12 protein-coding genes are annotated in these 14,904 nt (G+C 50.0%); 9 read left to right on the forward strand and 3 right to left on the reverse strand.

The annotated features are described in order from the left end of the window. Positions 1-321 precede the first annotated feature (321 nt). From M1D61_RS05885 to M1D61_RS05900, 4 genes are all read left to right on the forward strand, one after another. Positions 322-543, forward strand: a complete 222-nt coding sequence (locus M1D61_RS05885) for a hypothetical protein (RefSeq protein ID WP_458121528.1) — start codon at positions 322-324, stop codon at positions 541-543. Between the two features lie 305 nt (positions 544-848). Beyond that, on the forward strand, positions 849-1,694 hold the full coding sequence (locus M1D61_RS05890; RefSeq protein ID WP_458121529.1) for an SDR family oxidoreductase: 846 nt from the start codon (positions 849-851) through the stop codon (positions 1,692-1,694). A 215-nt stretch (positions 1,695-1,909) separates the two neighbouring features. After that, positions 1,910-2,452 (forward strand): DUF2569 family protein, encoded by a 543-nt coding sequence (locus tag M1D61_RS05895; RefSeq protein ID WP_046213447.1) that lies wholly within the window; start codon positions 1,910-1,912, stop codon positions 2,450-2,452. A gap of 81 nt (positions 2,453-2,533) precedes the next feature. Beyond that, on the forward strand, positions 2,534-3,046 hold the full coding sequence (locus tag M1D61_RS05900) for an N-acetyltransferase family protein (RefSeq protein WP_458121530.1): 513 nt from the start codon (positions 2,534-2,536) through the stop codon (positions 3,044-3,046). Between the two features lie 194 nt (positions 3,047-3,240). Here the strand turns inward: M1D61_RS05900 and M1D61_RS05905 are convergent, their stop codons facing one another. Then, complete coding sequence (locus M1D61_RS05905) at positions 3,241-3,411, reverse strand: hypothetical protein (protein ID WP_458121531.1); 171 nt, start codon at positions 3,409-3,411, stop codon at positions 3,241-3,243. Positions 3,412-3,971: 560 nt separating this feature from the next. On the opposite strand from M1D61_RS05905, the gene pulA reads away from it, so the two are divergent. The 5 genes from pulA (at position 3,972) to M1D61_RS05930 (ending at position 11,980) form a co-directional block, all read left to right on the forward strand. Beyond that, complete coding sequence (gene pulA, locus M1D61_RS05910; protein WP_458121532.1) at positions 3,972-6,866, forward strand: type I pullulanase; 2,895 nt, start codon at positions 3,972-3,974, stop codon at positions 6,864-6,866. A 204-nt stretch (positions 6,867-7,070) separates the two neighbouring features. Next, positions 7,071-8,039, forward strand: a complete 969-nt coding sequence (locus M1D61_RS05915) for a Ppx/GppA phosphatase family protein (RefSeq protein WP_458121533.1) — start codon at positions 7,071-7,073, stop codon at positions 8,037-8,039. A 281-nt stretch (positions 8,040-8,320) separates the two neighbouring features. Beyond that, positions 8,321-9,694, forward strand: a complete 1,374-nt coding sequence (locus M1D61_RS05920; protein WP_458121534.1) for a GntP family permease — start codon at positions 8,321-8,323, stop codon at positions 9,692-9,694. A gap of 76 nt (positions 9,695-9,770) precedes the next feature. Further along, the gene (gntK, locus tag M1D61_RS05925; protein WP_458121535.1) at positions 9,771-11,348 is read left to right on the forward strand and encodes a gluconokinase; all 1,578 of its coding nucleotides are present in this window, start codon (positions 9,771-9,773) and stop codon (positions 11,346-11,348) included. Between the two features lie 161 nt (positions 11,349-11,509). Beyond that, the gene (locus tag M1D61_RS05930) at positions 11,510-11,980 is read left to right on the forward strand and encodes a GNAT family N-acetyltransferase (RefSeq protein ID WP_458121536.1); all 471 of its coding nucleotides are present in this window, start codon (positions 11,510-11,512) and stop codon (positions 11,978-11,980) included. 229 nt (positions 11,981-12,209) lie between these two features. On the opposite strand, the gene M1D61_RS05935 is transcribed toward M1D61_RS05930, so the two are convergent. Both M1D61_RS05935 and M1D61_RS05940 read right to left on the reverse strand, forming a co-directional pair. After that, complete coding sequence (locus M1D61_RS05935) at positions 12,210-13,925, reverse strand: glycoside hydrolase family 13 protein (RefSeq protein WP_458121537.1); 1,716 nt, start codon at positions 13,923-13,925, stop codon at positions 12,210-12,212. A 219-nt stretch (positions 13,926-14,144) separates the two neighbouring features. Beyond that, entirely contained in the window at positions 14,145-14,729 is a 585-nt protein-coding gene (locus M1D61_RS05940; protein WP_458121538.1) for an N-acetyltransferase family protein, read from the reverse strand. Positions 14,730-14,904: the final 175 nt, after the last annotated feature.

Below are 14,904 nucleotides of genomic sequence, written 5' to 3' on the forward strand. Positions count from 1 at the left end.
ATCCAGCGATTTCGCCGTATTCAGATCAAGAAAGTTTGCCGCCACCTGCCAATTCTAGCAGCCCGGTGTTTGGGATTATTTGTGCATGTATATTTTATTTTTCTTTATTACGCCCTATTCCCAATGATTACGGACTGTTTATCACAAAATTATTCCTTAAAAAATACATACTGTGAGCGCCGATCAATAATTTCTATCACCCCAAGTTCCTTGGACATCCAGAAGGGTTACGTACATTAAAAGACTAAAGAGTAATAAGGATGATGAAGAAACCACAAGGAGAATTAAAAATTATTAAAGTGCTAAAGAAAATTAATTAGCATGAAGCAAAATCAAGGAACATTCAAAGAGATTAATGAAAATATAAAAGCACTAAAAGCGCCTTACCTACTTAGAGCTTCGAAATTCTTAAAGCTTTTCAATCTTTCCAATCTTTTCACAATGCAAAAACTAGATTCACCAAGCGCAGGAAAAGGAATCGTACTGAAGCTCTCCTTTAAGATCGGCTATCGACTGCTGAAGGCAGTCTTTCAAGATAGCTGATCTTAACAGAGAGTAGAAGTACGATCCTTTTACGGAGCGGTAAGTACCTACTTTCTCCAATCTATCAAAACAACATGAAAAAAGAACAACCCCAAGCAATAAGAAGATCACAAGCACTACAGTTACCAAGAACACTAAGGGTACTAAGAGCACTTAGGAGTATTTAAGAACGCTAAGCCCACCAAGAGTACTTATGAGCCATAAAAAGTACCGATGCAATTATCCTTGGATCCATCACACCTTTGGTTGAGTGAAAAACTCCCCCGGCGTTTATTTAAAAGAATAAACCCAACAGGAGGAACACCATGAATACCAAACGAATATTCATCACCGGCGCCAATTCGGGCATGGGCCTCGCATCGACGATTGAACTGGCCCGGCGCGGACACGAAGTGATTATGGGCTGCCGTAATGAAGAGCGCGGTCAGAAAGCACTGGAGCAGGCAAGTCAGGAGAGCGGATCGAACAAGCTGACCCTGATGAAATGCGATCTGGGCTCACTGGAGAAGATTTGCAGCTTTGCAAAGGAATTCAATCAACGTTACGATCACCTAGATGTGCTGCTCAACAATGCAGGCGTTGTCAACCTGAAGCGCAAGGAGACGTCCGACGGTTTTGAAATGAGTATCGGTGTGAATCATCTGGGGCATTTCCTGCTGACCAATCTGCTGCTGGACAGCCTGCACAAGGCTGAAGCTGCCCGTATCGTCGTTGTCAGCTCCGGCGCCTACAAGCTGGGCAAAATTCACTGGGACGATCCTCACCTGCACAGCGGGTACAATGTGGTCAAAGCATATGCCCAGTCCAAGCTGGCGAATATTTACTTTACCCGCATCCTCGCCCAGCGGCTGGAAGGCACATCCGTCACGGTGAACAGCCTGCATCCCGGAGCCGTAGCAACCAGCATCGGAGTCGACCGGGAGACTGGATTCGGCAAGCGCATTCTCGCTTCGGTCGCCCATATGCCCTTTTTCCAGACACCCGAGCAGGGAGCGGAGACCGCGATTTTTCTGGCAGACGATGAATCGGTAGAAGGCAAGTCAGGCGCTTACTATTATCGCAAGCAGCTGCATCCATTGCGTCAAAAAGCGGAAGACCAGCAGGAAGCCGAACGGCTGTGGACATGGAGTGAGCAGCAGGTCGGGCTGTGAATCGGCAAGGATGGCCTGCTGCCTGCCGCTCATGCCAAATAGGATGTGTTGGCAGCGGCAGCATGATCGCTGCTGCTGTAAATAAGGTCATATGTACCTTTTGCAGACGGAGACTTAAAATGTGATTCTCCCGGAACCTGTGGTAGACTGAATAAGAATGTTGTTCCGGCGTCATGGACTGATGCTAATTTTTAGAGAAAAGAAGGTACGAAAAAATGAATAATAATTATCCGCCTAATCCGAATGACCATGAACGTGAACGTCCGCCCCATGGTGCACCACAGCCTCCGGGTCCTCCAGGTTCCCGTCCTCCGCTGGTCGGGCTGGGTGGCTGGTTGACCGTGTTTCAGATCTATATATACTGGAGCCTGTTTATTGCGCTTATCTCCATCCCTACATACATAGCGATGCTGTTTTTGGCAGCCAACGAAGACGCGCTTCCTGCGGAAGTTCGCTCGGTGATGTCCATGTACGGGGATAATCTGCAGTCCTTGTCGGTCTATGAGCTTGTGGTCTCGATCATCCAGTTTGTCCTTTTGATCCTGATGATGGTGATGCTGTATACCCGCAGAAAGTCGTTCCCGAGAATCGCCAGAATGTATCTGATTCTCAGCCTGGCTTTTGCCGTTATTGCCTTTTTCGTCGTGCCGCCTACATCGACCATGGTCGCTTCCATGATCTGGGGTGCGGTATTGACGCTGGCTTGGAATATGTATTTCACACGTTCCGTACGTGTCAAAAATACATTTATCCGTTAATTCCGGATACAGCAGGAGTGGATAGACGAATCGGCGTTCAGGTGGTATCGTATATAAAAATATAGTGCAGGAGTGATACCCTTGAACAAAGCTGTTTCCTATGAGATCCAAATTGCCCGGCAGGAGGACCTGCAGCCGATTGTGGAGATTTACAATGCTTCCATTCCGGGTCGTCTGGCAACTGCCGATACAGAGCCGGTGACCGTGGAGAGCCGTCAGGCCTGGTTTGACGAGCATGTGCCGGAGCGCCGTCCACTCTGGGTATTGTGGCAGGACGGACAGATTGCAGGCTGGGCGAGCCTTCAGACCTTTTACGGCCGTCCGGCCTATAATGGAACAGTAGAGCTGAGCGTATATGTGCATCATGATTTTCATGGAAAAGGTATCGGCAGCAAGCTGGTCAGCTATGCGATCGAGCAGGCGCCATCGCTGCATATTCATACGCTGCTGGGATTCGTATTTGCTCATAATGATCCAAGCTTGAATCTGTTGCGCAAGTTCGGCTTTGAAGACTGGGGTCATCTGCCTCGCGTAGCGATTTTGGATGGCGTAGAGCGTCACCTGGCTATTTTAGGCAAACGACTGGACGTTTAACTGCTTAATCGGCTTCTTTTGAGAAGCGGGCGTACAAGCCAATATTGCTGTCCTTATAGCAAAACAGCCTGTTCCTTCGAGGGGAGCAGGCTGTTTTGTATGTAGCGTAGGTAAGCGGGAAGTATCACGATCTGGCAAAAGGTATTGTTGTATGTCTACCTGCAAATCGAAGTAAGTTATGCAGCTGCAGCGTATTAACTGCGAATTTTCTCAATCTGATTATACATCGCTTGGCCTTCATGCTGCTGCTTACCGTGCAGAATATCTCTTGAAAATAATACATAATCGTCTAGGTTGAGAGCACCTGCCAGCAAAATAAACGGAGTCAATACGATCCATTTCCCAACCTTTATCAGTCTATACATAGGAACACCTCCTTGATCTACGGATATAGCTGGTTATACGAATAGTAATCCATAGAGTTCCATAATAAGCGAAAGCTGCCAAGTTGTTCAAACAACAGGCAAGGTTTACTATATTATTTGTTTAGCGTTTGGCAGTATGAACGCGGGATCCAATGAAGAGTGATTTATGGCTGCTTTTTTTAATTCAACTAAAATTGTATTTTTTTATTCAAACTAGGTAATTTGCGGTAATAATAGTTCAAATAATAACCTGATAAACAGGAAACAGGAAACAGGAAAGAACACAAATAAGCTTCCTTTTTCCGTGCCAACGTTTGCACTTAGAGCTGTATTCCTTATTTTCTAGAATCTAAGTCGGTTTTATAGGACTAAAGTTTTACAGAACCTTCAAGAATTCGACAAAATTTCCGATGAATAATTATGGAATCTATTAGGATATATAAAATAGAGGAATAAATTTGCCGTATGGGTTAATGAACCGATAGAGAAATAAAAGAGGCGCCTGAGTCGTAAGGAAACCGTAAAAGAAAAACAAGTCTATTCAAATGGTGGTGAATAATATGCTGGATAAAATGAATCACTCGTTAACCCGTAATATGGATATTGCGACTGACTATTTTTATGATATAGATGATTTGGGCATTCAATATACGCCGCAGCATAGCATTTTCAAGGTGTGGACACCGGATGCGGTGCAAGTAAGTGTGGCATTGTACGATGAACCCGGCGAATATGATCACGAAGGTCTGGTGCATGATCATACCGGTGGCCTGGAGATTCCGATGCAATCGGAAGAAGGCGGTGTATGGGTACTCGATCACGAAGGCGATCTGGCCGGCAAATATTATATGTACCGGGCGGAGTTTCCGGATGGCAGTGTGGAATATGCAGTTGATCCATATGCTCGTGCTGTCTCGCCGAACGGCCAGCGTACGGCTGTTGTGGACCTGCGCAGCACAGATCCGGAAGGCTGGGAAAATGATATTCGTCCGCCGATGGCCAGTCTGACCGATGCGGTGATCTACGAACTGCATGTGCGGGATTTCTCGGTAGACAAGGACGCACCGATACAGCATAAAGGCAAATTCCTTGCTTTTACCGAGACCGGCTTATGCGATGAATATGGCAACAGTATCGGGATTGACCATCTGCGTGAGCTGGGTGTAACCCATGTCCATCTGCTGCCGATCGCAGATTTTCAGACGGTTAACGAACTGACAGTGGATGATCCCGATTCAGAGCAGGCCAAATACAACTGGGGTTATGACCCACAGCATTATAATGTGCCGGAAGGTGCTTATTCCACAGATCCATGGGATCCAACATCCCGTATTCGTGAATTCAAAAAAGTTGTACAGGCGCTGCATGGCGAAGGGATGCGTGTCGTGCTGGATGTTGTGTACAACCATACATTTTCCGTCGATGATGGTCCGTTTGACCGTCTGATTCCGGGTTATTTCTACCGGACGGATGAGCGCGGACAGCTCACCAACGGCTCCGGCGTAGGCAATGAGATTGCCACCGAGCGTCCAATGGTGCGCAAGTATATTAAAGATTCGCTCCGTTACTGGGCGAACGAGTACCATCTGGACGGCTTCCGCTTTGACCTGATGGGTCTGATCGATACCGAGACCGTCACCCAGCTGACCCAGGAACTGCGTCGCGATATTGATCCCTGCATCCTGATCTATGGAGAGCCATGGACAGGCGGCTGGTCACCGCTGCCTCAGCAGACGCTCAAAGGTGCCCAGCGCGGCAAGGGTTTCGCTTTATTCAATGATAATTTCCGCAGTGCGATCAAGGGTGGCAGTGATGACGAGACCCGCGGATTTGCTACCGGCGAATTTGGCAAGGAAGGCGATCTGGTAAAGGGCATCTATGGCTCCATTGGCGACTTTACCGATCATCCCAGTGAAAGTATCAACTATGTGACAGCCCATGACAATCTGAATTTGTGGGATAAAATTGTACGGGTGAGCGGTGCGGAGGAAAAGCTGTCCTTCTTGCATATGGACAACGGCCGGCTGCCGGATGGACGCGATGTTGCGGAAGCTGTGGAACAGGCAAATCCTTACAAATATGTTGATCCCAATGATGTGCTGGCTCATGAATGGGTACGCCGCTCGATTCTGGCTAACGGCATTGTGCTGACGAGCCAGGGCATTCCTTTTATTCATGCAGGCGATGAACTGCTGCGCAGCAAGTACGGCGATCATAACAGCTATCGCAGTCCGGATGCTATCAATGCGATCCGCTGGAGCAACAAACAGCGTTTCCGTCAGGTATTCGATTATTATAAAGGGTTAATCCAGCTGAGGATGAGCCATCCGGCGTTCCGTATGAGTGACCGTAAAGACGTCGAGAAGCATCTGCGCGTACTGCGCAGCGATCACCAGATTGTTGCTTTCCAGCTGGGCGAGTATGCACATGGCGACAAATGGCGTCACATTATCGTTATTTACAATTCGGCGACGACCGAACAGAAAGTCACCCTGCCGCAGTTCAGCCGTCAATGGCAGGTAGTTGTAAATGACCGTGAAGCAGGCGTTTATCCGCTCGCTTCGGTACTCGGTGGAGAAGTGGCGGTAGCTCCATTATCCATGATGGTCCTGTTCGATGAAGAAGATGAGTACAAGCCGATTCCGGCGAGCCTGGAATGGGAGTATACCCCTAGCATTATGGAACCGGGAGAGAAGCTGCACCTGAGAGTCGTGCCGCGGGATCAGCGTGGAAGAATCTATACGGCTGAACGTGTACGCTATCAGTCCTCCAACGAAGAGGTGGTCTCGGTTCGCTCCGACGGACAAATGAAAGCCCAGAGTGAAGGTTCCAGTACGATCTGCGTATCCTGCGGCAATGTGGAGAGCTGTCTGTTGCTGCATGTGGAGACACTGGTACCGCATATGGTGAACCTGCAGGGCGAGCATCAGGTCTATATCGGCAAAAGAATGCGTCTGAAGGCAGACGTGCTTGACCAGTATGGACGCCCTATCGCCCGTCCCAAGCTGACCTGGAATTCCAGCGATAAGCGGGTAGCACGGGTGAACAAGGATGGTGTGGTGCGCGGCATCTATCCAGGCAAGACCAAGATCACGGTAACCTGCGGCAAAGCGACTGCCCAGTGGTTCGTGGAAGTGATGCCGTATGTACCGCGCAGCATCGAAGTAGAATACGAGCGTCCGAATCAGGATTACCGCGGCTGGAATCTCTGGGTATGGGGATCCGTACTCGGTCACCGTCAGGTAGATTTCGAGCGGGTAGAAAACGGACGCGCAATTGCAAATATTCTGATCGCTCCGGATGAGACGAATATCGGCTTTATTATCCGTCTCAAGGAATGGCAGGCCAAAGATATTGATACAGACCGCTACATTTTTGTCGATACGAAGCAGGACACAATGAAAGTGCTTATCAAGAGTGGCGACCCGGAATTTGATATTGAACCAACCGGCTGATCCAGGCAGAGCCGCCCATAATCGGGCGGCTTTTTGCCATGCCGGGGAGACGGATACCCATGTCTGGTGCATTGGTTGTGGAAATCACGGACTGTTCCTGTTAAAATCATAACCAACCCGTAAACGTGAATAATGACTTTACCGAAGGAGGAACTCGTTGATGACGATGATTACAACCAAGGATGCGTGCATGGCGAGGACACAATGAGCGATAATCGTAACCGGCTCGGAGTCATTGATATAGGTTCGAACTCCATCCGTCTGATTATCTATGAGGCGGGTAATGATCGTACCAGCCGCATGGTCCACAAGGCCAAGGAAACGGTGCGTCTTGGTGTACGCAGGGATGAGTATGGTAACATGAGCGAGCAGGATATCTGGACGGTGATTCCGATTCTGCATAAATTCAAGACGATCTGCAAGGCGAACCGAGCTGCACAGATCCGGGCAGTTGCTACAGCAGCTGTCCGTCAATCGACCAATATGGAAGACATTATCGTCAGATGGGAGCAGGAGACCGGCATTGCCGTACAAGTGCTTTCTGGGGAAGAAGAAGCTTATTATGGATTTCTCGGGGTAACCCGTTCACTGCCTGCTCATATCGATGAAGGATTTATTGTGGATATTGGAGGCGGAAGTACGGAGATTTCATATTTCAAGCAGGAAGAGCTGCTGCACAGCACATCATTGCCCTGCGGAGCGGTCAATATGACGATGCAAAACGGTGGCCAGGATACCTGGAATGAACCGGCCAGGCAGCGGCTGGCGGAGAAGATTAGCTGTCAGCTGCAGGATTATCCATGGACAGCGACGCATACCGGTTTGCCGCTGATTGGTCTGGGCGGCGGCATTCGGGCGCTGGCGCGAATGGAAAGGGAGCGTAAGCATCAGCTTAAGCCAGCTGGTGATCCTTTTCCTATCGAAGCGGATACGATCCGTTTCTATGCGGATGCACTGGCCGAGCTGGATTTGGAAGAGCGTATCCGCAAATTTGACCTGGCTCCAGACCGTGCCGACATCATTGTCGCCGGCACGATGATCCTGAATACCATTTTTGAGCATATGCAGTGTTCGGTACTATTGGCCAGCTGGCGAGGACTCAGTGATGGATTGGCCCATCATACCTTTAATATTGCACAGATCACACAGGGCCAGATGAATGGTCACTCCTAAGTGAATGAATAATGGCAGGTCTTTTCTGTACACTCCAGTGTATGGAAAAGGCCTGTTCGGCGTAAAGCAGGATTACGCACAAATAAACGCATACAGGCAGTGTATCGTTTGAAAATTATCGCAAACAGGTTAATAAGAAAAAGATTCATTCATGCTGCAATAAGCGGGATTTGGGCAGGATAACGTCTGGCGGAATAGACATGCTGTCAAGGAGGTACCATGTTGCACAGCCATACAGCTCGCCAGAACAGAGAAAATGAAGAGACAGGAGGAAGACAGAAATGTATTCTCTTTTTGGACTCAGTCATGAAGCCACTCTGCTAATCTGGGCGCTGGTGGCTATTGTCATTTTGATCGTAATGATTGCCAAGTTTAAATGGAACCCCTTTGTCGTTCTGCTGATGGCGTCGCTGTTTCTTGGCCTGATCATCGGGATGAACCCGCTGGATGTGGTCGATTCCGTGCAGAGTGGGCTGGGCGGTACGCTCGGTTCCATTGCGATCGTCATCGGGCTGGGTACGATGCTCGGCAAGATGATGGCCGAATCAGGCGGAGCGGAACAGATCGCTACGACGATGATTGACCGGTTTGGGGAGAAAAGGGTACCTTGGGCGATGCTGATCGTTGGTCTGATCGTAGGGATGCCTGTCTTTTTTGAAGTGGGCATTATTTTGCTCATTCCGATCCTGTTCACCGTGATCCGCAAGACCAATATATCGCTGCTCAAAGTAGGTATCCCGATGCTGGCCGGATTGTCGACCGTACATGGTCTGCTGCCGCCGCATCCGGCACCGATGATTGCAATTGATGCCTTTGGTGCTAATATCGGCATGACCATCATGTATGCTTTGATCGTCGGTGTTCCAACAGCGATCATTGCCGGCCCGTTGTTCGGTACATATATCGGCAGCCGGATCGTAGTGCATCCTCCGCAGGGATTATCCGAGCAGTTCACCTCGCACCGTCCGGATCAGGCGGAGCGATCCTTGCCAGGATTCGGTCTGACCATGCTGACGATTCTGATGCCGGTCATTCTGATGCTGACCGGTTCGATTGTCGAGATTGTGACGCCGGAGAGCAACAGCGGAATGGCTCTGTTTTTCCGGTTTATCGGTAACGAGGTTGTCGCCATGTTTATCGCGACCGTATTTGCTTTTTTCTCGCTCGGATTTGCCCAGGGATTCAGCAAGGAGGAGATCTCCAAGTTCACCAGTGACTGTCTTGCACCGACGGCTTCGATTATTCTGATTATCGGCGGGGGCGGTGCGTTCAAGCAAGTACTGATCGACAGTGGTGTAGGGGAGGCGATTGCGAGCGTAGCGACCGCGGCTCATGTCAATGTAGTGGTCTTTGCCTATCTGGTCGCTGCCCTGATTCGTGTAGCCACTGGTTCGGCTACCGTAGCCATGACGACGGCAGCAGGTATTGTCGCACCTGTGCTGGCTCTGACGCCGGGTGCCAATGTGGAGCTGGTCGTGCTGGCGACCGGTGCAGGATCACTGATTCTGTCTCATGTGAACGATGCCGGGTTCTGGATGGTCAAGGAGTTCTTCAATATGTCCGTACCGCAGACGCTGAAGTCCTGGACAGTGATGGAGACGATCCTGTCGCTGGTCGCGTTTATTATCATTTTTATATTGAATATAATGGTATAGAGAAGCAGTTATTCAGATACAGGAACCGAATATGCAATAAAAACCATGAAATTATGACGGAAAGTAGGTAGACGATATGAGCGAAGCAAAATTTATGATCGGTGTGGATATCGGAACAACCAGCACCAAAGCAGTTCTATTTGAAGAATCAGGAAAAATCGTCGCACAGGGAGCCGTAGAATATCCTCTGCATACACCTGTACCGTCAGTGGCCGAGCAGGACCCGGATCAGTTGTTCCGTGCTGTCATTGACTCTATCCGCCAGGCGATGGACAAGAGCGGCAGAGCGCCTGAAGATATTCTGTTCGTCTCGTTCAGCTCCGCCATGCACAGCATGCTGGTCGTCGACAAGGACGGCAAGCCGCTCACCCAGTGCATGACCTGGGCGGATAACCGCAGCGCCCCTTATTTCAGACAGTTAAAGAATGAGAAAAAAGGTCATGAACTCTATATGCGCACCGGTACGCCGATCCATCCGATGTCCCCGCTGACCAAGATTATGTGGATCACCCGGGAACATCACGAGATTGCCAGTGCCGCACACAAATACATTTCGATCAAGGAATATGTCTTTATGAAGCTGTTCGATGAATATGTGGCCGATCATTCGATGGCTTCGGCTACTGGGCTGATGAACCTGCATGAGCTCGACTGGGATGAGGAAGCACTGTCCACAGCAGGGATTACCCGTGATCACCTGTCTAAGCTGGTTCCGACCACGCATGTGATGAACGGATTGAATGAGACGTATGCGACAGAGATGGGACTGCATGCGGCGGTGCCGTTCGTGCTCGGCGCCAGTGATGGCGTACTGTCCAATCTGGGAGTCGGAGCGATTGATCCGGGCGTTGTCGCGGTTACGATCGGTACAAGCGGCGCGATCCGCACCGTAACCGACAAGCCTGTGACCGATCCCAAAGGCCGCTTTTTCTGTTATGCACTGACCGAGGACAAGTGGGTGATTGGCGGTCCGGTCAATAACGGAGGCATTATTTTCCGCTGGATTCGTGATGAGTTCGCCGCTTCCGAAGTGGAGACAGCCAAGCGTCTGGGTCTGAGTGCATATGACGTATTAACACGGATTGCCGAGAAAGTGCGTCCCGGTGCGGATGGGCTGCTGTTCCACCCGTATCTGTCCGGTGAGCGAGCACCACTGTGGAACCCGGATGCACGAGGGTCCTTTTTTGGTCTTGCCCTTCATCACAAAAAAGAGCATATGATCCGTGCAGCTCTGGAAGGTGTGCTGTTCAATCTGTATACGGTGATGCTGGCTGTGGAAGAACAGATCGGCGTACCGCAGAAAATCCATGCAACCGGCGGATTTGCCCGTTCCGAGCTGTGGCGCCAGATGATGGCGGATATTTTCGACCAGCGGGTAGTCGTACCGGAAAGTATCGAAAGCTCCTGCCTGGGTGCAGCCGTGCTCGGTCTGTATGCGTTGAAGCGGATCGACTCGCTGGACGAAGTGTCCAAGATGATCGGCACCACCTATGAGCACAAGCCGTATAAGGAACATGCGGCCATTTACCGGGAGCTGCTGCCGATCTATATCCGCATCTCCCGCAAATTTGCCGAAGATTATGCGGATATCAGCGACTTCCAGCAGCGTATGCTGGAGAAGCGCATGACCAGCGAACCGATGGAAGATCTGTAATTCATCTGCAGGACCAGTGACCGGTCTTTGTCAGAAATAGATCGGTTCTTGTACTGCCATCCTTTCCATACTGTTCTGTAATGCGGTACATTCGACGCTGGTCGCCTAAGCAGGTAAAATAGAAGGGAAACCAAATACCAACGCAGTCAGGAGATAGGAAGATGATCGAATTAATTCCGATGGACGACCAACAATACACAGAATTCTATCGATTGTCCACGAAGGATTATGCGGCGGAGAAAGTGGCTGCCGGAGAGTGGACCGAAGAGGAAGCCATGGATCGTTCAGCCGAGTCGTTCCGTAAATATTTGCCGGATGGACGGGATACGGCCGGCGCTTTTATTTACAGCATATTTGAGACAGCGCGGCAGCAGTCTGTGGGGCATGCCTGGATGAATATTACCGATACGCCAAAAGGCAAGTATGCCTTTGTTTACGATATCCTGATCTATGATGAGCACCAGAATCAGGGTTATGGGCAGCAGACGATGAAGGCACTGGATGAAGCGGCGATCCAGCAGGGCGCCGTACGAATTGGACTGCATGTATTCGGTCATAATCAGCGAGCACTGCATGTGTATCAGAAAGCCGGTTATGTCATTACCGACTACCAGATGTCCAAGATGTTATAAGCGGGCTATAAAGCAGGAACGGAGCAGCCCGGTGCACCGGTCGGAAGTTCTGGCAGATACAACCGGAGTACATATATAATCGGCATTTGGCAGGTCCTGCTGCTGTTGCACCATATCAAGAAGCTCTGCCGTATCACCCCTATAGATGTAACAGGAGGTGTGCGGCAGAGCTTTTTGGCATATAAATGCTGTTAGGTATATAAATATGGATATTGTCCGGCAAACTACCTTACATCCGGTAAATGAGAGCCTCATACGGACGCAGCCGTTGCAGTTCTGCCATCGTATGCTCATCTTCCCGGTCGACCGGGCGGGAGAACTTGGTATAGTTGCCATGCAGCTTGATCATATGATCGGCCCACTCCAATCCTTCGCCACTCCAGTCAATCTCCACTTCATGGTCGGCAAAGTTCAGAACAACCAGCCATTTCTCGTTTTCCCATTCTCTTGTAAAAGCAAAAATCTCTTCATGCTCCGGCAGCAGCAGGGTAAAAGATCCTTGGGACATGATCGGATTCTGATTGCGCATTTGAATCAGCTGGCGGTAGTAGTAGAATACCGAATCCGGATGATTCTCCTGATCGCTGACACGCTTGCCTTCCAGCTGTTCGGCAGGAGGCAGGTCAATCCATGGTTTTCCTGCACTAAAGCCTGCATAGGCATTGCTGTCATCCCATGGAATCGGAGAGCGTGCACCATCACGACTGCGGCGATGAATATTGGCAAGCGCCTGCTCGGGAGATATCCCTTCCTGCAGCGCATGTTCATAATAGGTGATTGTACCGGTATCCCGGTAATCTTCGATCCGGTCATAGGTGGTGTTGCACAGACCGAGCTCTTCGCCCTGATAGATCAACGGCGTACCCGGAACCGTATGGATAAAGGTCGCAAGCAGCTTGGCTGCGGCCGTCTCGTGTTCCCCGGAACCAATCAGATCCGGCATAATTCGCGGATGATCATGGGTGCTCAGATACAGTACATAGCCGCCTTTGCCAAACACGCCTTCATACCATTGACTGACCGATTTCTTCAGTTCAAGGATGGACCATTCCCGCGACCCCCAAGGGTCCTTGGGATCTTTGCCGATCCGGATCAGATCCATGGCAAGCACCATATCCATCTCGCGCCGCTGCGGGTCCGTATAGCGTACAACTTCATCCATCGTGACCGATGGTGCTTCCCCGAGGGTGATTACATCCGGATAACGGGAGATCGTCTGCTCATGCAGTTCCTGCAGGAATTCATGAATCCGCGGTCCGTTTTTGTAAAATTCCTGTCCCGGTGGGTGAGGTGCATCCGGTGCTGCATCGGGCAGTGCCGGATCCTTGGAGATCATATTGATCGCATCCAGACGGAATCCATCGATGCCTTTGTCCAGCCACCAGCGGATCATGGTATACAATTCCTGGCGCATACTTTCGTTTTCCCAATTCAGGTCGGGCTGTTTGCGGTCAAACAGATGCAGATAATATTGTCCGCTCTGCTCATCATACGTCCATGCCGGTTCATTCAGGAAAGACATCCAGTTGTTGGGCTCCTGGCCATCCGGTCCCGGATCTTTCCATATGTAGTAATCCCGGTAAGGACTGTCCTTGGAGCTTTTGGCCTGCTGGAACCAGGGATGTTCATCCGAGGTATGATTAATAACCAGATCCATAATCAGTTTGATGCCGTTTTCATGAAGTTTGGCGAGCAGCTGGTCAAAGTCTTCCATCGTACCGTAGCGGGGATGAATCTTTTGATAGTCCCTGATATCGTAGCCGTTATCAACCATTGACGAGTCACAAATCGGACCGAGCCACACGATATCGACTCCGAGTTTGACGAGATACTCCACTTTGGAGATAATTCCTTGCAAATCTCCCCAACCGTCACCATTGCTGTCTTTGAAGCTCTGCGGATAGATCTGATAAATAACGGATTCTTTCCAGGATGGTGCATTCATGTGTCAGCCTCCCGTTAAAAGTAGTATAAAATGCAGCGTATTATATAAGACTAGAGACAGTTCTCCTATATTCTTTCTACAGAATGGTTAAACGTAACGGTCGATCATTAAACAGCAAACAGCCGGGCACCCCGAGTGTCCGGCCGATCATACATATGGAGATACGTAAAATGTGAAGAAGTGAACAGAATGGATCAGAAAGCAAAATTTCGCCGCGGTCTACTTGTTCGGTTGCTGGGTGACCGGCAGCAGCTTGACCATCCGGTGGTAGGCATGCCCGCGGATATGGATCATGCCATCCTCTGTATAACTGAGCCGTTCATAAAGGGATCTGGCTTTGATATTATCCACATCCACAATCAGCAGCAGCCGGGCATGTCCCTGCTCTTCAGCCAGTTGTTCGAAACTGGCGATCAGTTGCGAGCCAATTCCTTGTCCCTGAAAAGAAGGATGAACTGCGATCGAATCCAGATAATATTCATCCGGGTGCGCTTCCGGAATCACATCTTCCGCAGACTGACCGAGCTGCTGCAGGCGCTGAATAATCGGCGCATCCAGCCGGGCGATATCCTGTCCGTGATAGGAAAGGACAAAACCGGCCACCTGGCCTTCCTGCTCGGTGACGATGACATTCTCATGGCTGAGCCGGTTCCCTGTATTGCGGAACAGCTGCTCTATCACGGTCATTGCCTGATCTGTGTCTTCTGTACCGGTCAGTACAAAGGCAATATCACCGATCGCTGCATAAATCAAGGGAACGACAAACGCTCCATCCTCTGGTCGTGCCTTCCTCGTGATCATCATACAAGCCTCCTTTAGAGTACTATATGTTTTTAGTATATCATGTCAATCCCGTATTTGCCGAAATGGGAACTGTACCTATTCATCAGTCTTCAGGGCGGAAATCGGCATCCGGATGAACCGCTCGTTTTGCCGAATATTGTGGCAGAATGGCCGGTTCTGTTTAATGAAGAGAGAG

This window comes from Paenibacillus sp. Z6-24 (assembly GCF_054161335.1).